The organism is Flavobacterium sp. H122 (assembly GCF_004959765.1).
Lineage (GTDB): Bacteria > Bacteroidota > Bacteroidia > Flavobacteriales > Flavobacteriaceae > Flavobacterium.
Genome location: NZ_SJZD01000002.1, coordinates 250,911 through 275,782, shown reverse-complemented (window position 1 = coordinate 275,782; position 24,872 = coordinate 250,911). Strand labels below are relative to the sequence as shown.

Sequence of the window (24,872 nt, the reverse complement as noted above, 5' to 3'; positions counted from 1 at the left end):
AGACGCAAAGATGAACGAAAATAAAGTAACTTGCGGGCTTTGCGTAATTCTTTATGAACTTTGCGGTTAAGTTTACAAATTATTAACTACTCGTTTTATCCCGTTTTTTATTAATGTAACATTGAAATTCATCAACATTCCTAATTTACAATCAGTCAATTTTAAATAAGTAAGAAGTTGTGCAAAATGAATATCATTTAAAGCTTCAACCGATTTTATTTCCAAAATTAATTTGTTTTCAATAATTAAATCTACTCTATATCCAACATCCATTTTAACTTCTTCATAAATTAAAGGCAAAGGCTTTTGTTTCTCAACCTTAAGTCTTGTTTTTTTCAATTCATAAAACAAACACTCTTCATAAGCACTTTCTAATAATCCGGGACCTAATTTTTGATGTACTTTTAAAGCACAATCAAAAGCAATTTTTGACAATTCGTTTTCTGACATAATCTAAATTTTTCGTGGCGTTTATATTTTTTTAACCGCAAAGAGCGCTAGGTTATCGCGATGAACGCAAAAAAACAAATTGCGGACTTTGCGTAATTCTTTGCGAACTTTGCGGTTAAAACCCTCGACACTAAGTTAAAAAAAATAAATCACTCGCAATTCCATCACAAAAGAATTTACCTTTTCGGGTAGTTTTCAAAACATTGTCTTTTAATTGAAGCTTTTCTTCTTTTAGATATTTGTCAGCATTTTGAAGTAGATAATCCAAATAATTTTTACCAAATTCTTTTTCAATCCGTTCCAAAGAAACACCCCAAACTGTTCGTAAACCTGTCATCACATATTCATTATAGCGGTCTGTAATTGAAAGTTGCTCAATCTCATGAGGCAATTTATCCTCCTGAATAGATTTTATATACAACGTATTGTTAGCAATATTCCACGAACGGTTTATCCCATCATAACTATGTGCCGATGGACCAATTCCAATATATTTTTTTCCTAACCAATACGCCGAATTGTTTTTTGAAAAATAATCAGGTTTTCCAAAATTAGACAATTCATAATGTACAAAACCATTTTGCTCTAAAATATCTACCAACATTAAAAATTGCTCATGAGCAACCGAATCGTCAGGCGCGGATATACTTCCTTTTTGGATGAATTTTTCCAACGCGGTTTTAGGTTCCACAGTAAGTGCATAACTCGAAATATGCGGAATACCCAAATCTAATAAGGTCTCAATGTTTTGTTTCCACTTCTTGTTTGTCAATCCTGGTATTCCATAAATTAAATCGGCTGTGATATTGTCAAAATATTGCGTTGCAACTTTAAGACATTCCAATGCTTCATTAGCATTATGTGCGCGGTTCATGAGTTTTAAATCTTCTTCGAAAAAAGACTGGATTCCTATGGATAAACGGTTGATTCGATTTTTTGATAATTCTATAATTCGATCTTTAGATAAATCGTCAGGATTCGCTTCGAGTGTAATTTCGGGATTATCAGCAACTTTATAATTTTTATAAACCTCATCAATCAAAAATCTAATATCTGACGTCTCTAAAATACTGGGAGTTCCTCCGCCAAAGTAGATAGTTTCTACAATTTCATCTTGGAATTCATTTTTACGCATAGCAATTTCCTTTGCCAATGCCTGTACCATTTCCTCTTTCTTCTTGATTGAAGTTGAAAAATGAAAATCGCAATAATGACAAGCTTGCTTGCAAAAAGGGATATGTATGTAGATTCCTGACATATTAAATTTTTTCAAAAAAATTTTCTTTCAAAGTTAAAGGAGAATCGTGTAAAATAATTTTTGAATGATTTAACAAATAACCTTGAAATTCAATTTGCTTCAAAATTAACTTACAAATTAACAAGTACAATTTATAACTATAGTAACTATATTCCACTTCCAATTCATGATATTGATCTTCAAAAATTAATTCTATATCTGATTTAATTGTTCTCCCGTGAAACAGATTATTCCTTCTTTTAAATACATTTTTATCACTTTTACGAATTTGAATACTCAAAGAATTAAATGCTTGCTCATAATCGACAATATTTTCAATATTTTTCTCATTTATATTATCCAAGGCATCTAACAAATTATCATATTCAGCTTCCGAAATCTTCCCTTTTATATTTTTCAATACTTTAACTGCATTGTCTCTGATTTTTATTTTTTCTATCTGTTTACTGTAATGTTTATTTCTTATTTCTAGCACTATTGTCTCTAAAGCAATAAACAAAATCGAATGTTTCGAAATAAAAGTACTTGGCATTACTTCAAATAACATTCGAAGAGAAACATAATATTTAGGGTTATCTTTAACCATATCAACCAACTTTTGAATTTGCTCGATTGAAATTGTCGAAGAAAATACTTTTGGCTCGAAGTTTCTTTGCTTATGGTTTTGAGGGAATGAATAGCTTTGAGGATACTTTGAAAATGGTTCGTAAACATCTAAGCGTTTACCTTGAGCTCTATAAAAAAAATCTGTTTCGGTAAAATTTAAATCATTAGATTGAAAAAAATATTCTTCTTTTTTGTACAAATAACCGCTTAAAAATCCCAATGCTAAGATTATAGAATTTATACTATGCTTAAATTCATTATGTGAAATTTTATTTTTTGAATTTATTATCAAATAAACATCATTAATACTCTCAGAGAGAATAGAAACAGAAATTTCAAATATCACGCCATTGCATTGATAATCAAATTCATTCTTGTTTTCAGATAAAATATTTTTAATGTAAAAAACACTTTCAATTTTAGAAAAATATGTATTAAAACACTTTTTTTCTTTATCGAAAGTTATTGATTGAAAGTTATATGTTTCACATTCTCTCTCTAAAAAATTATTTTTAACAGATTTAACACAAAAGTGATTTATTTCAATTTCTAATGAGTTACAAGTTATAACAAACCTTTTTTTAGTTTTATATAGAATATTAAAATTAGGATAACTAACTCGAAAACTCAATCCTTCATTTTTTTTAACTAAAAAGGTTTCAAAATTAGTTTTCGAAACCTCTTCATGCACAACAGATTTAGTTTCTTGCTCAATACTATAGATGTGTTCAAAAATTTCGTAAATATTCATAATAGACGAATTAATCTATTTTGTTTAATCGGAAAAAACTTAAATATAAAGACTTGCTTATAAAGTGTTTATTTACACATCGGTTAATCAAGGTGAACACTGAACACTATTTTTTTACTCTATCTTCATTTTGTTTCACAAAAGCATCCCAACCTGAATAACTCTTACCAACAAACACTTTTCCTGAGTTAAAGAAATGGCAAACTGCTGCCGCCAATCCATCGGTAGAGTCAAGGTTTTTGGGTAATTCTTTTAACCCTAATAACTGTTGGAGCATTTTAGCCACTTGCTCTTTACTGGCATTTCCGTTTCCGGTAATTGCCATTTTTATTTTTTTAGGTTCGTATTCTGTGATGGGAATTTGACGCGACAATCCTGCTGCCATTGCAACTCCTTGTGCTCTACCTAATTTTAACATTGATTGTACATTCTTACCAAAAAACGGTGCCTCAATAGCGATTTCGTCAGGATGATAAGTATCGATTAATTCAATAGTACGCTCGAATATTTTTTGCAGTTTTAAATAATGGTCGTCATATTTACCCAGCAGTAATTCGTTTAACTGGATAAACTCCATTTTTTTATTAACCACTTTAATCAGTCCGAAACCCATGATGGTCGTTCCGGGGTCAATGCCTAATATGATTCTTTCGTTTGCCAATTTTTTGTCTCAAGTTTTACCCCAATTCTTCGGGATGAAGTTCAAAGTTTTGTTTCTTTGTCTTAATGAATAAACTTTCACACAAAACTAAGCAATTCTTAGTACTTCTGCTTAAAATAATAATTATAGCGGGAGCCTTTTATTTTATTTACGACAGGCTTTCTAACGATTCGACTTTAGAGTTCGAAAAATTCAAGTCGGTAGTACTGGAAAAACAACCTTTTTACAATATCCTTTTCATCTTATTCCTGTCATTTTTGAATCGGTTTTTAGAGATACTAAAATGGCAGAATTTAGTGCAAACAATCAAAAAAATAACTGTTAGTGAAGCCAGCAAACAAGTTTTAGGTGCTTTGACATTAGCATTGTTTACGCCAAATGGCATTGGTGAATACGCAGGAAAAGCATTATTTTTTGAAAAAGAAAAAGCAAAAAAAATTATTTTTTTGAACCTGATTTGTAATGGTATTCAGCTGATATTGACTATTATTTTTGGAACTTTAGGGCTATTATATTTCAATTCAGTATTTAATGTTGTTCCTGCAAAAACTATAGTAGTCATCATTGGTAGTGCTTCTCTATTTTTTCTTTTTTTCCTTTTCTTAAAAAAAATAGACATTAAAGGATATTCTATTGAAAAAATAATTAAAAAGATTACTAAAATCCCTAGAAGCATTCATCAAAAAAATATTGCGTTAGGACTATTGCGTTATCTCACATTTTCTCACCAATACTATTTCTTGTTCTTGATGTTTGGGGTTGATTTGCCATATTGGTTGTTACTCTCTGCAATCACTTCGGTGTATTTCTTAGCTTCCTCCTTACCCTCTTTCCAATTTTTGGATTTTGCTGTTAAAGGAAGTGTCGCGGTATATTTCTTTGGGTTATTACAAGTCAATGAATGGGTTGTGCTTTTTATTACTACCTTAATGTGGTTCTTAAATACTGTTATTCCCGTTGTGATAGGAAGTTACTATGTATTACGTTTTAAAATCAATAACACTAAAACTACAACCTGATGGAACTTTTAATTTTAGTAACTTATATTGTGTTGTTGTGGTATATCATCAATATACTTTGGCTTTGTATAGGATTCACTAAAATAAAATCTTTCCATTATCACTCGGGGATTCCCAAAACGAAGTTTTCCATCATTGTTCCTTTTAGAAACGAAGCTGATAATCTCCCGAAACTTTTACAATCTTTTGAAAAACTGAATTACCCGACTGCACTTTATGAGGTTATTTTAGTAGATGATGAATCAGTCGAAAAATACAAAATACAAAATACAAAATACAAAATTACGGTCGTTGATAATGAACGAAAAACAAATTCTCCTAAAAAAGATGCGATTAATACTGCTATTGGAATAGCAAATAATGAATGGATTATCACCACTGATGCGGATTGTATTGTTAACGAAAATTGGCTACAGGCTTATGATGCTTTTATACAGCACAATTCGGTTAAAATGATTGCTTCGGGAGTAATTTACAGTTCTCAAAATAGCTTTTTAGGAAACTTTCAGCAACTGGATTTGATGAGTTTACAAGGCACTACAATTGGTAGTTTTGGAAATGAGCAGGCTTTTATGTGTAATGGAGCCAATTTCTGCTATAAAAAATCTTTTTTTAAAGAGTTAAACGGCTTTGAAGGAAACGAAAATATTGCCAGCGGAGACGATGTCTTCTTATTGCAAAAAGCGATCCTTAAAGAAGCTTCTTCGGTTCAGTTTTTAAAAAATCCTTCTTCCGTTGTTACTACTTTACCTGAACAAACATGGAAGTCACTTTTTTTTCAAAGAGTACGATGGGCAAGTAAATCGGCCAATTATAAAAGCATATATAGTAAGCAACTTGGCCTGTCGGTTTTTACTTTAAATCTGTTATTACTCATACTTGTGTTAACGACTGACTGGAAATTAGCTTTATATATTTTTGCACTCAAGTTTTTAATAGATTATGTATTGTTTCGAATAACTGCTGATTTCTTTAAAAAACCATTACGATATTTGATGCTTTCAAGCGCACTATACTCCATTTTCAGTTGTACAGTAGTGTTCTATTCTTTTTTTGGCAATTACACATGGAAAGGACGTTCATTTAAAATGTAACTTCTTACACTTGTTTACTACTAATAGTAAAAATTTTAAACATGAAAAAACAACCTACAAGAAAAGGACGTGCATTATTGTTCATTGGAATGGCATCATTAATATTAGGATTAACCGTTTTCAGAGAAAACAACACTCCTAAAATGATACTGCTGATAACAAGTATTATTACTTTACTGGCTTCTATTTATTTGAATGCAAAAACTGCCATGGTAGCGGTGAAAAAACAGAAAGAAAAAGAATAATTATTCGCCTTTTAAAACTAAAGGAATAATAAATTCCGATTTCACTTTCACGCCTCTTTTAATCGCAGGTTCTATTACAGGGAAATCAATAAGTTTAGACTGAATAATACTGTCAGTAAATTCAGGATTAATTGCGCTTGACGGCAGGATAGTTTCAAACGTTGTTTTTTTATCCGGATAAATTGAGATTTTTACCTGAAGTGAATCAAGTTTAGGCAACAGCATTCTTACTGAATCGGTTCCTATTTTTTGATACAAAGCAATTGTCAGGGCATTAAAAAAGCATTGTTTTTTTGCGTCTTCCCGGGTAACAGAATCACAATCAGCTAAAGTGGGATATTCATCAACTGTCTGCCAATTGATTTTTTCAAGTTCTTTTTTAAGCAATACATCTTTTGAAGGAACATTTTTTTCAAAATACTGGCATCCAAAAAATAATAGTGAAGTCAAAAAAATAAATATTCCCTTTTTCATTTTGTCAGTTATACCAATAGTTTTTATTGCTTATTTTTAATTTTCAAAAATAGTAAAAAATATTCTTATGGATTCTATTTTAATCATCTTGGGTTTTCTTTGTATAGTAATAGGAATTTTTGGCAGTTTCCTGCCTGCTTTACCGGGTCCGGGTTTAAGCTGGGTAGGCTTGCTGTTTCTTTATCTTACTAAATCCATTCCAAACAATTATTGGGTTTTAGGCATAACATTAGTGGTCACAATAATAGTCTTAATCCTCGATTATATTATACCTGCCAAAGGCACCAAACGTTTTGGAGGCAGTAAATACGGAGTATGGGGAACTAATATTGGATTAATCGTTGGTTTGTTTTTACCTATTCCTTTCGGATTTGTTATTGGCGCTTTTGCTGGAGCATTAATAGGCGAATTGTATCACGACAGACAAGACCATCAAAAAGCATTAAAAGCAGCTACAGGCTCATTTTTAGGCTTTATAGCTTCTACTTTCATGAAATTTGTGATTTGTATGATTTTCTTGGGATTGTTCATCTACGAACTCTGGCAACATAGAGAAAATTTACAATGGTAATTGGAATATCAATAACACTTACTGAAATAAAAAAACAGCCGTTGTTTTAAAGTAACGGCTGTTTTTTTTTGAAAATTTTACATGTTTTTGGCATCGGAAACTTTGTAGGTTTTACCGTCAGCCACACCTTCTATCGTTTTTGACAAAGATTCTATTGACTGAACTGCACCGTCATATTCAATTGAAGCTGTTTCAGCATCAAAATCAACAGTAGCTTTCTGAACGCCGTCAAGACCTGCCAGTTTATTCTCAATGGTTTTTGCACAGCCCATTGCACAAGTCATTCCCTCTATTTTCATTGTTGCTTTTTTAGTATCGGCAACAGGTTTATTTTCTTTCTTAACTTGGGTTGCAACTTCCGGAGAAGCTTGAGCTGTCTCTCCTTCTTTTTTACAGCTTACAATAGCTATAGACGCCATAGCAACAAATAGTAATTTCCTCATAACTATATTTTTAAGTTTTGCAAAACAAAAATATGCAATTAGCACTTCTGTTTGAAAAAAATAACAGAATTTTGACACATTAAATCAATACTATGTTATCAAAAAACAATAAATGGTTATTATTGGTATTACTTTCTTTAATCTGGGGTAGTTCATTTATACTTATAAAAAGAGGATTAGTTGGACTAAATCCTTTTCAATTAGGTGCTTTACGAATAATTTTTGCCTGCCTGTTTATGGTGATCGTAGGATTTAAGAGCATTCCCAAAATACCGCTTTACAAATGGAAATATGTGGCCATTACTTCTCTCTTTGGAAACGGATTGCCAGTATTTTTGTTTGCCTATGCACAAACCGGTATTAAAAGCTCTGTCAGCGGTATTTTAAATTCACTTACGCCGCTGTATACATTATTGATTGGTGTTTTAGCTTTTGGGTTAGGATTTGTAAGAAATCAGGTTTTCGGGGTAGTTTTAGGTTTGACAGGCTGTTTGCTTTTAGTGTTCTTTGGAAAGTCGGCCACTGGTGAAACCGACTACTTTTGTGCCTTTCTAGTAGTTATTGCAACCATGTGTTATGCACTGAATGTAAATTTAATCAAGAAATATTTATCGGATGTGAGTCCGTTAGCCATTACAACCGGTAATTTTTTAACGCTTTTAATTCCTGCATTGATTATTCTTTTTGCCAACGGCTATGCGGAGGTAATGACACAGCCCGAAGTAATCCATTCGACATTATTTATTATGGTACTGGGTATGATTGGAACCGGAATTGCCAACATTCTATACTACCAGCTTATTCAGATTACCTCACCCCTTTTTGCTTCCTCTGTGACCTATTTTATCCCAATTGTAGCTATGAGTTGGGGAATGTTAGACGGTGAAAGCCTGAACTTTATGCAGCTCGCAGGGGCAGGAGTAATTTTAAGCGGCGTTTATATAGCCAGCAAAAAATAAAAGCGGGAATTTCCCGCTTTATACTATAATTAAAAATTTATTTCAACTTTATTCAATTGCCTTAACAACAGCTTTTTCAGCTTCTTTACGCGACCCGTCAAACCCGTCTATTCCTGAAACTGTGGTGTATTTCAACACATATTTTTTTCCGGGATTAATTCGGTTGTAAACACTTTGGCACATTAAAGTCGCTTCATGGAAACCGCATAAAATCAGTTTTAATTTTCCAGGATACGTATTCACGTCACCAATAGCATAAATACCCTCAACATTAGTTTGGTAATCCAAAGCATTATTCACTTTGATGGCATTCTTTTCAATTTCCAATCCCCAGTTGGCAATAGGACCTAATTTAGGCGTAAGACCAAACAACGGAATAAAATAATCACACTCTACATTTTGACGAGCCGTGCCCACTTGTATATCTACAGCGGTAATACGTTCTGAACCATTAAAGCCAATAACTTCAGCCTCTGTAATCAATTTGATTTTACCCTGCTTTTTAAGTTCCTGCACTTTTTCCACAGAATCCAAAGCACCGCGGAATTCATTTCTCCTGTGAACCAAAGTTACTTCTGAAGCAACATTTGAAAGGAAAATGGTCCAATCCAATGCTGAGTCACCACCACCGGAAATCACAATTTTCTTATCACGGAATTTTTCAGGGTCTTTTACAAAATATTCTACACCGCGGTCTTCCTGCTCATAGAATTCAATATCTTTCAAAAGAGGTTTACGAGGCTCGAAAATTCCTAATCCTCCGGCAATTGCCACAGCTTTTGCATGGTGCTCAGTTCCTTTATTAGTGGTAACAATAAAAGTTCCGTCTTCAAGTTTTTGGATTTTTTCTGCAACTTCATTTAATGTAAACCCTGGCTGGAACTGTTTTATCTGTTCCATTAAATTGTCCACTAAGTCTCCGGCATTTACAGAAGGAAAACCAGGAATATCAAAAATTGGTTTTTTAGGATACAACTCTGTTAATTGTCCGCCGGGTTGCGGTAATCCGTCAATTAAATGGCATTTTAATTTTAAAAGACCTGCTTCAAAAACAGCAAAAAGTCCCGTAGGACCAGCTCCTATAATAAGTATATCGGTTTCGATCATTTTGAAATTTTTTTATAAGTCCAAAATTAATTCGTTTTGAACTTAATTTTTATGATATAAGTCATCTGCGTGAGGGGTTGAAGCGACATCCTTTTTATTTAGTCATTTCGCACTTCGACAGGCTCAGTGACCCTCGAAATGACCAAATAAAAAGATATAGCAAAAGACCCGACCCGAAGGGTCACGCCCATCCTTCGACACGCTCAGGATAACATTAAGCTACATTTACCACAGTTTCAATTTGCGGTGCATATTTTTTTATAGTGGTTTCCACACCAGCTTTAAGAGTACTGATACTTAAACTGCAACTGGTACAGGCACCCTCTAAACGAACTTTCACATGCTTATCATCTTCAATACTGATAAGAGTAATATCTCCCCCATCAGAATTTAAAAACGGACGGATTTCTTCTAAAGCTTTTAAAATATTTTGTTCTAATTCTTGATTTGTCATTTTTTAGACATTTTAGATTATTAGATTGTTAGATTTCTTTAATTATCAGACTTCTTAGAGAAATAGTCTGATAATCCAAGCAGTCTAAACAGTCTATTTTTTAACAGCCGAGCAACCAGCCATTGTTGTTATTTTTATCGCTTCTGTAGGCGGAAGGCTTTCATTACGGCTTACTACTTCCTGAACAGTATTTCTGGCAATTTCCTCGAACACTTTTTCTAAAGGCGAAGCAGTCTGCAATGCTGCAGGGCGACCGTAATCACCCGCCTCACGGATACTTTGCACTAATGGCACTTCTCCTAAAAACGGCACCTGTAAATCTGCCGCAAGGTTTTTTGCTCCTTCTTTGCCAAAAATGTAATATTTATTATCCGGCAATTCTTCCGGTGTGAAATACGCCATGTTTTCTATAATTCCTAAAACAGGCACATTGATACTGTCTGACAAGAACATTGATACTCCTTTTTTTGCATCAGCCAAGGCAACTGCTTGCGGTGTACTTACCACAACCGCACCTGTAATTGGCAGTGACTGCATGATTGACAAATGAATATCACCTGTTCCCGGAGGCAAATCGATTAATAAGAAATCCAGTTCACCCCATGCCGCATCAAAAATCATTTGGTTTAATGCTTTTGCAGCCATTGGTCCACGCCAGATTACGGCTTGGCTTGGTGCTGTAAAAAACCCGATAGAAAGCAACTTGATTTCATAGCTTTCGATAGGCTTCATTTTTGATTTTCCATCAACTTCTATTGAGATAGGTTTTTCATTTTCGACATCAAACATAATTGGCATTGAAGGTCCGTAGATATCAGCATCCAACACTCCCACTTTGAAACCCATTTTACCCAGAGTCACCGCCAAATTAGCCGTAACAGTAGATTTACCTACTCCTCCTTTTCCGGAAGCCACCGCAATTATGTTTGAAATTCCCGGAATTGCTTTTCCTTTAATCTCGTTTGCTTTTTCAGGAACTTCCACTTTGATGTTTACTTTCACCTTAATTTCAGGCGAAAATGTTTCGTGAATCAACTTACGGATATCATCTTCGGCACGTTTTTTAATGTGCATTGCTGGCGTTGTCAACACTAAATCAACAACCACCTCATCGCCAAAAGTCAATACGTTTGTTACCGCGCCACTTTCAACCATGTTTTTTCCTTCACCCGCAATAGAAATGTTTTCTAATGCTTTTAATATTTCTTTTCTATCTAATTTCATTTCTCTACTAATTTCCTATTCAGTTATATTTATTTAAACTGATTTTAGATTGCAAAGATAGTGAAGAAGTTACAAAGTGACAAAGTAAGAAAGTCTCAAAGTTTTTATAATGTTATAAGCAAAGTTGATATTGAAATAACATTCCAGTAACTTTAATTCAACAATGATTTTTTTAATTTGAAAAAACTACAAGAAGTTGAAAAAGAGAAAATTAGAGATTGTTGTTTTATCAGACATTCATTTAGGCACTTTTGGCTGTCATGCCAAAGAGCTGTTGCAATATTTATCAACAATAAAGCCTAAAATTTTAATTCTTAACGGAGATATAATAGATATCTGGCAGTTCAGGAAATCCTATTTTCCGAACAGCCATTTAAGGGTATTGAAAAAAATCATATCTCTTTCGACCAAAGGAACCAGAGTGCATTACATTACTGGGAATCATGACGAATTTTTACGAAAATTCAGTGATATACATATAGGCAATTTCTCATTAGTCGATAAATTAGTTTTAGAAATTGATGATAAAAAAGCGTGGATTTTTCATGGTGATGTTTTTGACGCTTCAATAACCCACACAAAATGGCTGGCAAAACTTGGTGGCTGGGGTTACGATATGCTTATTTTAATCAATCGGTTTATCAATTTTATATTGGTTAAAATAGGAAAAGAGCCTTATTCATTATCTAAAAAGATCAAGAGCAGTGTCAAGAAGGCTGTGAAATTCATCAATGATTATGAAGAAGTCTGCACTGAATTAGCTATTGAAAAAAAATATGATTACGTAATCTGCGGACATATTCACGAACCTAAAATTGAAGAAATCGTAAACCATAAAGGCAAAACGACCTATTTAAATTCGGGAGACTGGATTGAGAACCTTACCGCTCTTGAATACAATAATAAACGCTGGAAATTATACAACCACAAGATAGAAGGCCGATATATAATTGAAGATGAAGAAAAGGTGTTTTTTGATTATGAGAATAAACTGGCTGAAGAGTTTATAGGCATAATCAAAAGGTAATTGTTATTACCAAAAAATCTCAGAGTTAATCGCTTTTACCTTTTCCTCAATCTCCAATAATCATAACATTAGATTTTGTACATAATTTATTTTGTTTAACATTTTGACAAGAGCCATTTGTTATTAATGCTATTGTCAAAACAAGAAATTACATAACATATGCCTTAATTAAGGCATTTTCTTTAAAATCTGCATCTAGTTCATCTGCAAGTTTGGCAAGGTGTTCACCTAATTTTCTTTGAGTAGTTAACGTTGAAAGCACTTTAAGTGAAGCCACAAGTTGCTTTTGATGAGAAGAATAATCAAGAAAATCACCATTAGATCCTACATAACTATTCCAAGGATCTGGTTGTGGACCAGTTAAATCAGGAAACGGATCAGGCAAAGGGCGTGGCCATTTAAAAATAGGAGGACATATATCATCTCCTTCTTCCCAACCATTGACAAGACCTCTAGAAGAATAGGACACCATTTCTTTACCTACTGACAATAATTTACTTTGAATATCATGATTTGTGATTTTTTTAGCTATATCTCTTACTACACCAGCAATCATGTATTCTCTGATAGCTATTGAGTATTTGGGTCCGTGTGGTATAATTGCATCCCACGCCTTAGGGTCTATTGCATGAATAGACATTAAGAATCTAATCTGTGCTGAAAGTTTACTAGACATAAAAAAGTTTTTTGTTATTTATTTGATTTGCCTACTCTTTAGTTGGATTTTCGGCTTTCTCCGTTTGTTCTTAATCGTAAAACAAACAGCTAAATGCAATTGAAATTAATAACAACAAATCTTAAATTAAAATAATAGAAGGAGAGCAAGATTACTAGGTTGTTTGAAAATAGAAACAACCAGTTAGAGATCATTAAAATTGAGTAATCTTCGATGCCAAAGTTAGTAATTAAATTTCAAACCAACAACACATAAATGATTTAAAATATTGTTTTTCAAATACTTATGTGTAATTTAAAAATTTTCAATCAGAAATCATGAATTAATTTCAGGTTCCCAAAAATGTTTTTCAAAATCTACAATTTGGTTGTCAATCACTTCAATACCTTCACTTTCCAAAAGTTGTTGCATTAGACTGGTTCCGTCAAAATGATGCTTCCCGGTTAAGACTCCTTTTCTGTTGACTACACGGTGTGCAGGAAGATCATCCATCAAGTGACTTGCATTCATAGCCCAACCTACCATTCTTGCTGAACGCGCCGTACCTAAAGCTTTTGCAATTGCACCATAGGATGTTACCCTGCCATAGGGTATCTGCCGGGCTATATCGTAAACACGTTCAAAGAAATTATCGTTATCTTTTTTCATCATTACCAATTATATATTGTAAAAACCACAACCATTCCTGTGATAAAGGCAATAATAAAATTAACGTTTTTAACAAAGAATGCCACCTTATCTTCCCACTTTTTGAAAAGGTACGCATACAAAAGATAGACAATCCCTGACCCCAGCATGCTTCCTAGTATAAAAGCCAATCCAACTTCAATAGTAAAAAAATCAGGTATAAATGCTGAAAAATACAGACTTAAAAAAGCGTAATAAGGAATTGGAAATACATTAAGGGCTGAAAGTGTAATTCCCTGATAAAAAGGAGAAAACCGGCTTTCTGTAGAAGTTGTATCTATATTATTTCCGGACTGAATAACGTTTTGAATTCCTTTCCCTATAAAAAAAACGGTGAGTGCTATAAATATAATACACCCTACAAGCTTTAAATTTTGAGTAATCTGCGGATGGCTTTCTAAAAAAGTTGCAAAATAAAAACCGAAAAAGCTTTGTCCGCCTACAACCAAAGAAACTCCATACACAAATTCTTTAGCCTTTTTAATAGATTTTTTTATACTTATTGTTGCAGTCCGCATATTAAGCATACCTGGAGGCAATACGCCCATCCCGGAAAAAAAAGTGGCCAGTAAAAAGGCTAAAAGAAATGACATTTACTTTATTTTAAATCTAATATAAGTAATTGCTTTATTAATTTCCAAATATTGTTGTTCGTAGAAAGTCTGTATTTCTAAAACTTCACTTGGAGCACCTTCATTTTTATATACATTATGATTTGCATATAACACTTCATGCCCTTCGCCATGCAAAAGACCAAGAGTATATCCGTGCATGAATTCGCTGTCGGTTTTTAAGTTTACGATACCTTCAGGTTTTAGAATTCTTTTATACATTTTTAAGAATTCACTATTCGTCATACGGTGCTTGGTACGCTTGTATTTGATTTGCGGATCTGGAAAAGTAATCCAGATTTCATCAATTTCATGAGCATCAAAAACACCTTCAATCAGTTCAATTTGAGTTCTTACAAAACCTACATTATTCATACCTCCTTCAACGGCAGTTTTTGCACCGCGCCAAAAACGGGCACCTTTTACGTCTATCCCCACATAATTCACATTTGGATTGCGCTCTGCAAGACCAATAGTATATTCTCCCTTTCCACAACCTAATTCAACTATGACAGGATTATCATTTTTAAAAAAGTCAGATCTCCACTTTCCTTTATACGGAAACTCACCATTAACAACCTCCTCACGCGTTGGCTGAATCACATTATCAAATGTTTCGTTTTCTTTAAAACGCTTTAATTTATTTTTACTTCCCACAATTTCTTAAACTTTTGGCAAAATTAAATAAATATACCATATTAGAAAGTCTTTTATCTTTACCTTAATTTTAGATAATCATTATTTTTTGAAAACAAAGAAAAATATTTTAGTTGCTCCCTTAAATTGGGGATTAGGTCATGCTGCCAGATGCATACCAATAATCAATGCGCTGTCAGAAAATGGTTTTAATCCGGTAATTGCATCTGATGGTGTAGCATTGGAATTATTAAAAAAGGAATTTCCAGCTCTGACTTTTATAGAATTACCTTCCTACAAAATAGAATATCCCAAGAAAGGCAGATATTTCAAACTTAAATTAGTCTTAAACGGACATAAGATTATTAAAGCTATTTTACTTGAGAAAAGTAAAACAAAACAAATTATAAAAAATTATAAAATAGAAGGAATAATATCAGACAACCGTTTAGGTGTTCAAAATAAAAAAGTCCCTTCTGTTTTCATAACCCACCAATTAAAGGTACTAACAGGCAATACGACATGGCTTTCAACAAAAATGCATGAAAAAATTATCAATAAATTTAATGAATGCTGGGTACCTGATGTTGACGGGGCGATTAATTTATCGGGAGTTTTAGGACACCCTAAGAAAACTCCCAAAAACACAAAATATATTGGGCCTTTAAGCCGGTTAAGAAAAAAAGACATTCCTTTAAAATATGATTTGATGGTAATTCTTTCCGGTCCCGAGCCTCAAAGAACATTATTGGAAGAAAAATTAATTGGCGAACTAACTGATTATGAAGGCAAAATTATTTTTATAAAAGGTAAAATAGAAGAAAAGCAAACCATTACAAACCAAAACCAATTCACCTTTTACAACTTCATGAATTCCGACGAACTTGAAATTGCTTTTAATGAAAGTAAGGCTATTTTGTGCCGTTCCGGATATACAACCGTAATGGATTTGGCTTTTTTAGGAAAAAAAGCATTTTTCATTCCTACTCCGGGTCAGTACGAACAGGAATACCTTGCAAAAAAATTTAAAGAAGAAGGCATTGCACCTAAATCAAAACAAGAAACTTTTACGCTCAATAAATTACTGAAGTTGGATGTTTATAAAGGGTTCTTAAATTTTGAACAAAACATAGACTGGACAGAACTGTTCAATATATTCAATAAAAAAACCGATTCTTAATTATCGCAAGAATCGGTTCTTTAACCAGTATAAATAAGTAGTGCTTACTTTCTATAAGCAATAGTCTCTTTTTCCCATTTACTTACAGATGCAATTCTACTATCAGCATAGTCAACTTCATTTAATGCACCTTTATCCCAAAAAAACCATTTTCCGGCCTTTTGTCCATTATCAAACTCCCCTAAGGAAATTTTCTCACCGGCTTCTGAATAAGAAATCCATTTACCATGAACCTTTCCATCTTTATAAAATCCTTCCTGTTTAATTTTACCGTTACTATAATAGTAAGTAGCCTTAACTAAATTACCTTGAATTTCATATTTAGGCTCAACATCTTGTGCAATTGTAGTTCCTCCAACAATTAAAGCACATAAAATCAACATTTTTTTCATGGTGTCACAGATTTAAGGTTCATAAATATATATACCAAATATAATTAATTATTTTACAATAACAAAACTTTTATTTAACAATTTCATAACATTGAGAATTTGAAAATAAAAAAAATGCCAAAACTGGCATTTATAAATTCTGAATACATTTAATGTTAATTTTCCTCAATTTCAAGATTAAAAGCCTCATCAAGAGAAATAAAATAGGAAACGGAACTTCTGTTTGTACTGATTGTTCCAAAATCCTTACCTGCAACCATCTGGTTAAGTTTGTAAACTTTTATAGTGTATTTTCCATCTTTAGTTAAATCATTCTCGCATTTCAGGATCCCTTCAAACTGATTATCGTGCTGAATTTTCCTTATAACTACTTTCTCCGCATTAAAATCATTTGTTATCAAAACACTGTCGAGCAATTGATCAGTTCTGTTTTCAAAAACAAACCTGCTGACATGACTATCTTTTGAATCGTCAGAACAACTAAAGAATAAAAAAGACACTGCCAAAAAAACATAATTTTTCATAATCTGATATTTACTATCAAATTTCCCACATATATGTAAATTCAGAGTTTACGTGAGCTTATGAAAAATTTAAGCTAATGTTTCTTTTGTTAAGAAAATGTTTTCAGCTTCCTTTTTCGAGAGTAAATGAGAATTCCGAACCTTTTTTGAACTTGCTTTTGACAAAAATTTTCTCATCATGAGCCTCAATTATATGTTTAACAATTGAAAGTCCCAATCCTGAGCCTCCTTCTGAACGGGCTCCACTTTTATCAACTCTGAAAAACCGCTCAAACAAACGGGGTATATTATGTGCTTCGATACCTTCACCATTATCTATAACACGAACCAATACTTTATTTTTAGCCAGATCCTCAATTCCTATTTCAGTGGATCCGCCCTGCTTTCCGTATTTTATAGAGTTAACAACAAGATTAAGCATAACCTGCTGAATCTTTTCGTAATCAGCAAATACCATTATGGGTTTGTAATACTTTTCATCAAAAGTTAGTGATATATCTTTTTTGTTGGCTTTTATTTCAAGCAGATCCATCACTTCCTGAGCCATTTGAACAATGTCAAACTGGGTCATTTCCACACTTTCGTTGCCCATTTCCAATTTAGAGATCATATCGAGATCCTGAACTATATATACTAATCGCTCAACCCCTTTTTCAGCGCGCTCAAGATATTTTTTACGAAGATCTTTGTCTTTATGGGCACCATCCAACAAAGTTGAAATGTATCCCTGAACTGTAAACAAAGGTGTTTTTAACTCATGTGAAACATTGCCTAAAAACTCACGTCGGTACTCTTCGCGGTCTTTAAGCATTTCAATTTCCAGTTTTTTATCCGTAGCAAATTTCTTAACCTGTTTGGTCAAAGTAGCCATATCAGTAGTAATGGACTGATTCTTAAAGTCGGCGGCATCCAAAAAAGAAATTTCATCATATATCTTTTTTACCCTTCTGTATATAAACCGCTCTACTCTGTATTGCAGAACAAAAAAAGAAAAAACTAAAACAGAAAGTGCAAAAAACAATGTAAACCAAAAAGAAATACTAAAAAACAAATAGGTTAGTATAACTACTAACCCAGTTGAAAATAGTGCAATATATAATGATGATTTTACAGCAAATTTGTAAGTCTTTTTAATCTTCAAACCCATTAATTATATTTCAAATTTATATCCTACTCCTTTTATAGTTTTGAATAAATCCTCACCTATTTTTTCGCGAAGTTTACGGATATGAACATCAATTGTTCTTCCTCCGACAACTACTTCATTACCCCATACTTTATCAAGGATTTCTTCCCTTTTAAAAACTTTACCGGGTTTAGAAGCCAGCAAATAGAACAACTCAAATTCTTTACGCGGTAAAATTATTTCTTCACCTTCTTTATGGATTTTATACTCTTCCCTGTTAATTTCAATCCCCCCCAGATTCAGCGTTTCGGTCGTTGCGTTCTCCTCTTTAAATCGTCTGAGCAAAGCTTTAACTTTACTCACAAGCACTTTTGGCTTAATAGGCTTGGCAATATAATCGTCTGCACCTGCATCAAAACCTGCTACCTGGGAATAATCTTCATTTCTTGCCGTTAGAAAGGTTATTACAGTATTACTTAACTCAGGTATTTTTCTTATTATTTCGCAAGCTTCCATTCCATCCATTTCGGGCATCATCACATCCATAATAATTAGGTGCGGCTGATGTCTTTTAGCCTTTTCCACAGCTTTTTTACCGTTTTCTGCAGTAAAAATCTGATAGCCTTCCTGACTTAAGTTATACCCTACAATTTCTAAGATATCCACTTCGTCATCAACTAAAAGAATTTTTATATCCTTTTTTTTCATATAAGAGTTAAGCGTTTGTTTGCTGTAAAATTAGTCATTATTTGATTGAAATACATTGGGCTAACAGAAATTTAATATAGTAACAATTTGCTAACATTAGGTAAACAAATTAATAATATCCAACTAACACCATTTTTACATTGGATAAATTCCTTTGCACCAAAATTAAACACACAACATAATGAAACTCAAGTTATCATTTTTATTACTTTTTTTAAGCCTTGTTGGATTTGCCCAAAAAACAACAGTTACCGGAGTGATTTCCGACAAAGACTTAAACAATGAACCACTCCCTTTTGCAAATGTAAACATTAAAGGAAAAACCTTTGGTGCAACGACAGACATGCAGGGTAAGTATACTATTGAAGTCCCTGCGGGTGACCATACAATAGTATTCAGCTTTCTTGGCTACGAAACTAAAGAAGTAAAATTCACGATTAATGCTGGTGAAACTAAAGAAATAAATGAAATATTAGGTTCCGGAAGTGTTACAATGGAAGATGTTGTCGTAAAAGCAACTGTGAGCCGCGAAAAAGAAACTGCATTATTATTGGAACAAAAGAAAGCTGTAGAAATCAAACAAAGTATTGGTGCTCAGGAAATGGCCCGTAAAGGGGTAAGTGATGTTGAAGAAGGACTGACAAAAATTACAGGAATCACTAAAGTTGACGGACGCGGATTATTTGTTCGCGGACTTGAAGACAGATACAACAATTTATTGATTAACGATTTGCAGGCACCTTCAAATACTCCTTTTACAAAAATCATCCCTCTTGATATTTTCCCAACAGACATTGTAGGCGTTTTGAATGTTTACAAAACTTTCAATCCAAATATCCCTGGTGATTTTGCCGGAGCTACGATGAATATTGAAACAACCCAGCCTAAAAAAATTACTAAACTAAGTGTGGGCTTTGGATTCACAACCCAGAACAATAATCAACCATTTTTAATACACGAAAACGCGAACAATAATGAAGGCTTTTTCGGACTAAACGGTCAAGACAGACAATTATCGAGTTACTTCGGCAGTGTTCCGTCTGCAACAAGATTAACTCCGGAACAATACAAAGAAGCATACAAAAACAACTCTTGGAATGTTGTGGAAACCACAAGCCCGATAAATAACAGCATCAGCTTTTTACATTCTGACAAAGTAACTTTTGACAACTCAAGTTTAAATTACATTATCTCAATTAATGGTGATAATAAATATACTATCCGTAAAGGTGTGGAAAGAACTTTCTTGCTGGGTTCAGGAGATTATGATAATAATTTCAACAAATCTACTTTCAGCTATAGCACAAACACCTCAACTTTAGCAGGTTTAAAATACAAAAGAGACCGTTTTGACATTTCAGGAACTGCGTTTTACCTGCGCTCTACCGATAGTGAAATAAAAGACCAATTAGGATACACCAACAATCAATCATCTAATCCTAACATTTTAATCCGTTCCAATCAATTTGATCAATCTGATTATTTAAACGGCCAGTTAACAACCAATATCAAACTTACAGCTGATGGGAAGCACTCTTTAAAGGGGGGTACTTCTTATGTTAAAACACAATATCAGCAGCCTGACCGTAAATTCATTATTGGCGAAAAAATTGACAAGGATTTAATTAATGTTTCCTACGGGGGTAACAACCTAAACAGACAGGATTTAGAGATTAAAGGAAATTACTATGCTTCAAGCCTACTTGAATACACTTATAAATTCAAAGAAAAAGACAATGGCAAAGCAAATAAATTGGTTATAGGCCACAACTTTTACAACAACAATTTATTTTCAAAATACAGAATTTTCTCTGGTTTAAGAACATTCAACAAAAACTATACTGCGGTACTTTCTACGATTGACAGTAATATTACAGAGGATATCAATAATGGTATTTTAACCGTAAGAGAAGAATCCAACCCTGATTACAAATCAAAATTCAAACAGTTAGTAAATTCAGGATATGCCAATATGTTTTTAAACTTTGGAGATAAATTCGAAATCAACGGTGGTGTTCGATTTGAAAGATCACAACGTACAATCAGTTATCGTTCGCCTAACGGTGCCTTTGATGATCCATATACCAAATCAATAAACAATAAAAATTACTTTTTACCATCAATAAATGCCAAATATGAATTGAACGAGAAAAGCAACCTTCGTTTCAGCACTTCTCAAACAATTACCAGACCAGTTACCATGGAGGTTTTACCAATAGTTTATATTAACCCTGACGGAACATCGGTAAAAGGAAATCAAGATTTAGAAGATAGTAAAAACTTTAATGCTGATTTTAAATATGAAATTTTCCCGGCAGACAATCAAATGATCGCAGTAGGTGTTTTTGGAAAGAAAATCGTAAATCCTATAGAAACCGTTTTTATTCCTAGTGCAGGTGGAAGTGGACAATTAATCACCTACCAAAATTCGAAAAACGCAACTATTTATGGTGCAGAAATTGAAACGGTTTTACCTTTAAGCAAAATATCTAAACATCTAGATAATTTTTCATTAGGCTTCAACACTTCATTAATGAAAACCAAAGTAAATGTTGATTTTGCTCAAAACCCATTAGAGAATAAATCTTCGAGAAGACTTCAAGGAGCATCAGAATGGTTAATTAATTCAGATTTCAAATATGAGTTTGAATTCAATGAAGAAATGAAAAATACTATGACCTTAGTTTATGGAGTTTATGGAGACAGAATTCAAGCTGTAGGCTCACAAGGTATTGATCACAGATTCGAAAAGCCTTTTCATAAATTAGATTTTGTATGGACAAGTAAGTTCACCGAAAACATCGAGGCAAAACTGTCAATAGACAATATTCTAAATCCTTTGTACAAAGTTGAATTAGGAAACGAAAGCACAAACACCATCAATGAATCATCACTTCTTATGGAGAGCTACAAACGAGGAACCGGGTTTAATTTAAATATAACTTATAATTTCTAATAAAAAGACGGTATTTCATACCGTCTTTTTTGTTTGCAATAAATTAACACAAACTTTATTAGTTGCTAATAATTCAATAATAATCACTTAACCTCTGTAAAATCACTAGAATTTACATTTGTAAAAAATAACAAACAACTCAATGAAAAAATTAATTTTTAGCTTTTCAGCATTAGCATTGTTATTAGCTTCCTGTTCAGAAGAAGAAGAAGAAGCTAACACTACTCCAAAACCTATTGTTGTAGGAGAAATTACCGGAGATATTTCTGCAAATAAAGTTTTTGAAAAAGGAACTTATACCCTTAAAGGAACAGTTAGAGTAAAAAGCGGTGCAACTTTAACAATTGCAGCAGGTTCAACTGTAACAGCTGATGTCGCAGATGGTTTAGACCTTCTATTAGTTGAAAATGGCGGTAAAGTAAACTTTACAGGTACTGCAGCAGAACCGATTGTTTTTACAGAAAAATCCAAAACTCCTGGTTCTTGGGGTGGAATTGTAGTATTTGGTGATGCACCTATCGTAAGTGGAAAAGATGCAAATGGAAATCCTATTACAACAGCTAACTCTGAAGACGGAACAAACACTGCTTACGGCGGAACCAACCCTTCTCACAATGCAGGTGTATTGAAATTTGTACAAGTACAATTTGCAGGTAAAAAATTATCAGACAATACAAGTGAAATGAATGGCTTTTCATTCTACTCTGTAGGCAATGGAACAATTCTTGAAAATCTGGTAGCTTACAAAGGAGCAGATGACGGTTTCGAATTCTACGGTGGGACTGTAAGCGCAAAGAACCTGATTTCATACGGAAACTTTGACGACTCTTTTGACTGGCAGGATGGTTGGAAAGGTGATTTAAACACTGACTGGTATGCTTATCAGGAAGGAACCGGTAACTATGGCATGGAAATCGAAGCTAAAAACGTAAATAACAGCTTTTACCCTACTGTATCCAGAATCACTTTAAAAAGAGCTCCCGGCACAGTAACAGAAGGAGGTTCATCAGCTGTAGAATATGACGCTATCCAATTCAAAAAAGAAGGAAACGGTATTTACAACAATGTATTAATTTCAGGATACACAACTCCTAATGCAGTGGCTGTCCGTATACAGGACGCTGGTACAAATACTAACCAGGTAAATACAGGTAAAATAAAATTGTTAAATATTAAAATCAATGACGGTACTACAAACTATGGCTACAAAGACGCTTCAGTTGTAGTTTCATTCCCGGCAGAGAATTTCAAGACTTCAAACGAGACAACCGGTGCAAATCTTTCAGCCGGTGCATGGAGTACTGTTGACAACATGAACCTGATAAAATAAATTTTGTTCATAAATATTATAAGCCGCTTAAATTTAAGCGGCTTTTTTATCTCTTTTTTTAAAATATTTTTATTAAATTTACAATTCAAATTCAAACAATGAAGAAAAATTACATTTATACTACTTTTTTCTTTTTATTATTTTCTTTGGCTGTAACAGCTCAGGAGAATAAGGATTCTTCATTGATTGGAAAAACTCAGGAACAACCTCTTGACAATTTAAACATATATCCCAACCCTGTAACTACAGGAAAGTTATATATATCATCAAAATCAAACAACCCAAAAGAAATTGAAATTTTTGATGTTCTAGGAAAAAGAGTCATGCAACACAATTTAACTTCAAAAGAGCTAAACATAAGCAATCTTACTCCTGGCGTTTATATTATTAAAATTAAAGAAGCAGAACAACGAGCTACCAGAAAATTTATAATTAAGTAGTTTAATTTTCTGCATAACTTTATTTTTTTAACCTAAAATTTACAAGTATTCTCATCAAAAAGAAAAAATACTTTCTATATTTGTTTTCCAACTTATTTTAAAAAAAAAACTTATAAAAAATGAAAAAGATTTACTTATTTGGGGCACTATTAACAGCTTCTATATCTTTCGGACAGGCTCCCGTTCCTTTTTACGAACCATTCGATTACAACGCCCCAAGTGCCTTGCAAGGACAAAACTCTTGGACTTCTATCAATTCTGGAGATGACTTAAGTATAATTTCAGGAAGCCTCACACCAACAGCAACTTTATCCGGATACCCTTCTTCTTTAGGAAACAAACTTACCTTTGGTGGTGCTGGAATTGACGCATCAAAACAATTTGCATCACAAATTTCAGGAACTGTATACTATTCTTTTCTACTAAAAGTCAACGATTTAACAAGTACGACTTTTGCTGCAGGAAGCTACATAGCTGGTTTAGTACAGGGAGCATCTACAACTTATGGAGCAACTTTATGGCTCAAAAACGCTACTCCAACAGGAGGAGGAACAACTTATTATATTGGTGTAAATCCGAGAACAACAACTGCCAACACATTATTTTTCCCAGACAACACGACCCCTACCGCTCTTAATGTCGGGGAAACCTATTTAATAGTTGTTGCAAACGAGATAGTTTCATCTACAACCAATGATAAAGTAAGAATTTGGGTAAACCCGACTATCGGAGGAGGCACAGAACCTTCAGGTTTTAGTGAAACAACAAATACTTTAACAGACTTAACCAGCATTGACAGAATGCTTATCAGACAAGGTTCAGCTAGTGACACTCCAACATCTTTAGAAATTGACGAATTGAGAATTGCAAATAATTGGAATGATGCAACAACAAATGTAGTCCTAAAAAAAGACAATTTTGACAACATTTCTGGATTACAAGTATACCCTAACCCAGCAAAACAATTCTTAAACATCACATCAGCTAGTTTTGCTGAAAAACAAGTAGTTTTATATGATGTTTTAGGAAAAATTGCTTTAACTGCAAAAGTTACTAACCAACCTTTAAACGTTGCTTCGTTACCTAAGGGTGTTTATGTAGCTAAAATTACAGAAGAAGGAAAAATTGCTACAAGAAAAGTGGTTATTGAATAACACACGCATAATTTAATTTTTACAAAAAGTCCTGACTAAAATAGTCAGGACTTTTTTGCTTAAAACACCTTTCATCCGATTTTTATGCATTTTATCCGGCATTTTGAAT

General features: G+C 33.2%; 28 protein-coding genes. 11 read left to right on the top strand and 17 right to left on the bottom strand.

The window, feature by feature from the left end; translation table 11 throughout:
* Positions 1-72 precede the first annotated feature (72 nt).
* The 4 genes from EZM65_RS04760 to ruvC form a co-directional block, all read right to left on the bottom strand.
* Positions 73-450 (bottom strand): GxxExxY protein, encoded by a 378-nt coding sequence (locus tag EZM65_RS04760; RefSeq protein WP_136667405.1) that lies wholly within the window; start codon positions 448-450, stop codon positions 73-75.
* Between the two features lie 130 nt (positions 451-580).
* Positions 581-1,708, bottom strand: coding sequence for a radical SAM family heme chaperone HemW (hemW, locus tag EZM65_RS04755; protein WP_136667404.1), 1,128 nt, complete (start codon positions 1,706-1,708; stop codon positions 581-583).
* Position 1,709: 1 nt separating this feature from the next.
* Positions 1,710-3,065, bottom strand: a complete 1,356-nt coding sequence (locus EZM65_RS04750) for a hypothetical protein (RefSeq protein ID WP_136667403.1) — start codon at positions 3,063-3,065, stop codon at positions 1,710-1,712.
* A gap of 106 nt (positions 3,066-3,171) precedes the next feature.
* A complete protein-coding gene (gene ruvC, locus EZM65_RS04745; protein ID WP_136667402.1) occupies positions 3,172-3,726 on the bottom strand; it encodes a crossover junction endodeoxyribonuclease RuvC in 555 nt (184 codons plus the stop codon).
* Between the two features lie 65 nt (positions 3,727-3,791).
* Here ruvC and EZM65_RS04740 point away from each other — a divergent pair, with 65 nt between their 5' ends.
* Genes EZM65_RS04740 through EZM65_RS04730 form a run of 3 tightly spaced genes read left to right on the top strand, consistent with a single transcriptional unit; the run spans position 3,792 to position 6,084 of the window.
* Entirely contained in the window at positions 3,792-4,745 is a 954-nt protein-coding gene (locus tag EZM65_RS04740; protein WP_136667401.1) for a lysylphosphatidylglycerol synthase domain-containing protein, read from the top strand.
* Positions 4,745-5,839, top strand: coding sequence for a glycosyltransferase (locus EZM65_RS04735; protein WP_136667400.1), 1,095 nt, complete (start codon positions 4,745-4,747; stop codon positions 5,837-5,839). Before EZM65_RS04740 ends, EZM65_RS04735 begins: the two co-directional genes overlap by 1 nt.
* Before the next feature lie 41 nt (positions 5,840-5,880).
* Positions 5,881-6,084, top strand: coding sequence for a hypothetical protein (locus EZM65_RS04730; RefSeq protein ID WP_136667399.1), 204 nt, complete (start codon positions 5,881-5,883; stop codon positions 6,082-6,084).
* Here EZM65_RS04730 and EZM65_RS04725 read toward each other — a convergent pair whose 3' ends face one another.
* Entirely contained in the window at positions 6,085-6,558 is a 474-nt protein-coding gene (locus EZM65_RS04725; protein ID WP_136667398.1) for a hypothetical protein, read from the bottom strand. It abuts the gene before it with no gap.
* Between the two features lie 67 nt (positions 6,559-6,625).
* On the opposite strand from EZM65_RS04725, the gene EZM65_RS04720 reads away from it, so the two are divergent.
* Complete coding sequence (locus EZM65_RS04720; protein ID WP_136667397.1) at positions 6,626-7,129, top strand: DUF456 domain-containing protein; 504 nt, start codon at positions 6,626-6,628, stop codon at positions 7,127-7,129.
* Positions 7,130-7,206: 77 nt separating this feature from the next.
* On the opposite strand, the gene EZM65_RS04715 is transcribed toward EZM65_RS04720, so the two are convergent.
* A complete protein-coding gene (locus tag EZM65_RS04715; RefSeq protein ID WP_136667396.1) occupies positions 7,207-7,572 on the bottom strand; it encodes a heavy-metal-associated domain-containing protein in 366 nt (121 codons plus the stop codon).
* Between the two features lie 92 nt (positions 7,573-7,664).
* Here EZM65_RS04715 and EZM65_RS04710 point away from each other — a divergent pair, with 92 nt between their 5' ends.
* Positions 7,665-8,531, top strand: coding sequence for a DMT family transporter (locus EZM65_RS04710; protein WP_136667395.1), 867 nt, complete (start codon positions 7,665-7,667; stop codon positions 8,529-8,531).
* Positions 8,532-8,579: 48 nt separating this feature from the next.
* On the opposite strand, the gene EZM65_RS04705 is transcribed toward EZM65_RS04710, so the two are convergent.
* The 3 genes from EZM65_RS04705 to EZM65_RS04695 form a co-directional block, all read right to left on the bottom strand.
* Positions 8,580-9,638, bottom strand: coding sequence for an NAD(P)/FAD-dependent oxidoreductase (locus tag EZM65_RS04705; protein WP_136667394.1), 1,059 nt, complete (start codon positions 9,636-9,638; stop codon positions 8,580-8,582).
* Between the two features lie 214 nt (positions 9,639-9,852).
* Positions 9,853-10,092 (bottom strand): NifU family protein, encoded by a 240-nt coding sequence (locus tag EZM65_RS04700; protein WP_136667393.1) that lies wholly within the window; start codon positions 10,090-10,092, stop codon positions 9,853-9,855.
* 93 nt (positions 10,093-10,185) lie between these two features.
* A complete protein-coding gene (locus EZM65_RS04695; protein ID WP_136667392.1) occupies positions 10,186-11,316 on the bottom strand; it encodes an Mrp/NBP35 family ATP-binding protein in 1,131 nt (376 codons plus the stop codon).
* A 196-nt stretch (positions 11,317-11,512) separates the two neighbouring features.
* Here EZM65_RS04695 and EZM65_RS04690 point away from each other — a divergent pair, with 196 nt between their 5' ends.
* On the top strand, positions 11,513-12,343 hold the full coding sequence (locus tag EZM65_RS04690; RefSeq protein WP_136667391.1) for a UDP-2,3-diacylglucosamine diphosphatase: 831 nt from the start codon (positions 11,513-11,515) through the stop codon (positions 12,341-12,343).
* A gap of 148 nt (positions 12,344-12,491) precedes the next feature.
* Here EZM65_RS04690 and EZM65_RS04685 read toward each other — a convergent pair whose 3' ends face one another.
* The 4 genes from EZM65_RS04685 to trmB form a co-directional block, all read right to left on the bottom strand.
* On the bottom strand, positions 12,492-13,019 hold the full coding sequence (locus EZM65_RS04685) for a hypothetical protein (protein WP_136667390.1): 528 nt from the start codon (positions 13,017-13,019) through the stop codon (positions 12,492-12,494).
* Between the two features lie 315 nt (positions 13,020-13,334).
* Positions 13,335-13,667 (bottom strand): MGMT family protein, encoded by a 333-nt coding sequence (locus tag EZM65_RS04680; RefSeq protein ID WP_136667389.1) that lies wholly within the window; start codon positions 13,665-13,667, stop codon positions 13,335-13,337.
* Positions 13,668-13,669: 2 nt separating this feature from the next.
* Positions 13,670-14,299 carry a hypothetical protein gene (locus tag EZM65_RS04675; protein WP_136667388.1) on the bottom strand — a complete coding sequence of 210 codons (630 nt, stop codon included), beginning with the start codon at positions 14,297-14,299 and terminating at the stop codon, positions 13,670-13,672.
* A complete protein-coding gene (gene trmB / locus EZM65_RS04670; RefSeq protein ID WP_136667387.1) occupies positions 14,300-14,974 on the bottom strand; it encodes a tRNA (guanosine(46)-N7)-methyltransferase TrmB in 675 nt (224 codons plus the stop codon).
* Between the two features lie 88 nt (positions 14,975-15,062).
* Here trmB and EZM65_RS04665 point away from each other — a divergent pair, with 88 nt between their 5' ends.
* Positions 15,063-16,133 carry a glycosyltransferase gene (locus tag EZM65_RS04665; protein WP_136667386.1) on the top strand — a complete coding sequence of 357 codons (1,071 nt, stop codon included), beginning with the start codon at positions 15,063-15,065 and terminating at the stop codon, positions 16,131-16,133.
* Positions 16,134-16,177: 44 nt separating this feature from the next.
* On the opposite strand, the gene EZM65_RS04660 is transcribed toward EZM65_RS04665, so the two are convergent.
* The 4 genes from EZM65_RS04660 to EZM65_RS04645 all read right to left on the bottom strand — a co-directional run bounded on the left by EZM65_RS04660 (position 16,178) and on the right by EZM65_RS04645 (position 18,883).
* The gene (locus EZM65_RS04660; protein WP_136667385.1) at positions 16,178-16,525 is read right to left on the bottom strand and encodes a toxin-antitoxin system YwqK family antitoxin; all 348 of its coding nucleotides are present in this window, start codon (positions 16,523-16,525) and stop codon (positions 16,178-16,180) included.
* A 155-nt stretch (positions 16,526-16,680) separates the two neighbouring features.
* Complete coding sequence (locus EZM65_RS04655; protein WP_136667384.1) at positions 16,681-17,049, bottom strand: hypothetical protein; 369 nt, start codon at positions 17,047-17,049, stop codon at positions 16,681-16,683.
* 103 nt (positions 17,050-17,152) lie between these two features.
* The gene (locus tag EZM65_RS04650; protein WP_136667383.1) at positions 17,153-18,196 is read right to left on the bottom strand and encodes a cell wall metabolism sensor histidine kinase WalK; all 1,044 of its coding nucleotides are present in this window, start codon (positions 18,194-18,196) and stop codon (positions 17,153-17,155) included.
* A 3-nt stretch (positions 18,197-18,199) separates the two neighbouring features.
* Positions 18,200-18,883 (bottom strand): response regulator transcription factor, encoded by a 684-nt coding sequence (locus tag EZM65_RS04645; protein WP_136667382.1) that lies wholly within the window; start codon positions 18,881-18,883, stop codon positions 18,200-18,202.
* A 181-nt stretch (positions 18,884-19,064) separates the two neighbouring features.
* Here EZM65_RS04645 and EZM65_RS04640 point away from each other — a divergent pair, with 181 nt between their 5' ends.
* The 4 genes from EZM65_RS04640 (at position 19,065) to EZM65_RS04625 (ending at position 24,763) form a co-directional block, all read left to right on the top strand.
* On the top strand, positions 19,065-21,839 hold the full coding sequence (locus tag EZM65_RS04640; protein WP_136667381.1) for a TonB-dependent receptor: 2,775 nt from the start codon (positions 19,065-19,067) through the stop codon (positions 21,837-21,839).
* Between the two features lie 142 nt (positions 21,840-21,981).
* Positions 21,982-23,169, top strand: a complete 1,188-nt coding sequence (locus tag EZM65_RS04635) for a hypothetical protein (protein ID WP_136667380.1) — start codon at positions 21,982-21,984, stop codon at positions 23,167-23,169.
* 98 nt (positions 23,170-23,267) lie between these two features.
* Complete coding sequence (locus tag EZM65_RS04630; RefSeq protein ID WP_136667379.1) at positions 23,268-23,609, top strand: T9SS type A sorting domain-containing protein; 342 nt, start codon at positions 23,268-23,270, stop codon at positions 23,607-23,609.
* Between the two features lie 119 nt (positions 23,610-23,728).
* Entirely contained in the window at positions 23,729-24,763 is a 1,035-nt protein-coding gene (locus EZM65_RS04625; protein WP_136667378.1) for a T9SS type A sorting domain-containing protein, read from the top strand.
* Positions 24,764-24,872 lie beyond the last annotated feature (109 nt).

Coding starts and splice junctions, on each gene's coding strand:
- EZM65_RS04635 (WP_136667380.1), top strand. CDS start 21,982: ATGAAAAAATTAATTTTTAGCTTTTCAGCATTAGCATTGTTATTAGCT.
- EZM65_RS04680 (WP_136667389.1), bottom strand. CDS start 13,667: ATGAAAAAAGATAACGATAATTTCTTTGAACGTGTTTACGATATAGCC.
- EZM65_RS04710 (WP_136667395.1), top strand. CDS start 7,665: ATGTTATCAAAAAACAATAAATGGTTATTATTGGTATTACTTTCTTTA.
- EZM65_RS04730 (WP_136667399.1), top strand. CDS start 5,881: ATGAAAAAACAACCTACAAGAAAAGGACGTGCATTATTGTTCATTGGA.
- EZM65_RS04705 (WP_136667394.1), bottom strand. CDS start 9,638: ATGATCGAAACCGATATACTTATTATAGGAGCTGGTCCTACGGGACTT.
- EZM65_RS04655 (WP_136667384.1), bottom strand. CDS start 17,049: ATGAAAAATTATGTTTTTTTGGCAGTGTCTTTTTTATTCTTTAGTTGT.
- EZM65_RS04660 (WP_136667385.1), bottom strand. CDS start 16,525: ATGAAAAAAATGTTGATTTTATGTGCTTTAATTGTTGGAGGAACTACA.
- EZM65_RS04640 (WP_136667381.1), top strand. CDS start 19,065: ATGAAACTCAAGTTATCATTTTTATTACTTTTTTTAAGCCTTGTTGGA.
- EZM65_RS04760 (WP_136667405.1), bottom strand. CDS start 450: ATGTCAGAAAACGAATTGTCAAAAATTGCTTTTGATTGTGCTTTAAAA.
- EZM65_RS04685 (WP_136667390.1), bottom strand. CDS start 13,019: ATGTCTAGTAAACTTTCAGCACAGATTAGATTCTTAATGTCTATTCAT.
- EZM65_RS04650 (WP_136667383.1), bottom strand. CDS start 18,196: ATGGGTTTGAAGATTAAAAAGACTTACAAATTTGCTGTAAAATCATCA.
- EZM65_RS04645 (WP_136667382.1), bottom strand. CDS start 18,883: ATGAAAAAAAAGGATATAAAAATTCTTTTAGTTGATGACGAAGTGGAT.
- EZM65_RS04720 (WP_136667397.1), top strand. CDS start 6,626: ATGGATTCTATTTTAATCATCTTGGGTTTTCTTTGTATAGTAATAGGA.
- EZM65_RS04735 (WP_136667400.1), top strand. CDS start 4,745: ATGGAACTTTTAATTTTAGTAACTTATATTGTGTTGTTGTGGTATATC.
- EZM65_RS04700 (WP_136667393.1), bottom strand. CDS start 10,092: ATGACAAATCAAGAATTAGAACAAAATATTTTAAAAGCTTTAGAAGAA.
- EZM65_RS04725 (WP_136667398.1), bottom strand. CDS start 6,558: ATGAAAAAGGGAATATTTATTTTTTTGACTTCACTATTATTTTTTGGA.
- EZM65_RS04675 (WP_136667388.1), bottom strand. CDS start 14,299: ATGTCATTTCTTTTAGCCTTTTTACTGGCCACTTTTTTTTCCGGGATG.
- EZM65_RS04715 (WP_136667396.1), bottom strand. CDS start 7,572: ATGAGGAAATTACTATTTGTTGCTATGGCGTCTATAGCTATTGTAAGC.
- EZM65_RS04630 (WP_136667379.1), top strand. CDS start 23,268: ATGAAGAAAAATTACATTTATACTACTTTTTTCTTTTTATTATTTTCT.
- EZM65_RS04695 (WP_136667392.1), bottom strand. CDS start 11,316: ATGAAATTAGATAGAAAAGAAATATTAAAAGCATTAGAAAACATTTCT.
- hemW (WP_136667404.1), bottom strand. CDS start 1,708: ATGTCAGGAATCTACATACATATCCCTTTTTGCAAGCAAGCTTGTCAT.
- EZM65_RS04750 (WP_136667403.1), bottom strand. CDS start 3,065: ATGAATATTTACGAAATTTTTGAACACATCTATAGTATTGAGCAAGAA.
- EZM65_RS04740 (WP_136667401.1), top strand. CDS start 3,792: ATGAATAAACTTTCACACAAAACTAAGCAATTCTTAGTACTTCTGCTT.
- EZM65_RS04625 (WP_136667378.1), top strand. CDS start 23,729: ATGAAAAAGATTTACTTATTTGGGGCACTATTAACAGCTTCTATATCT.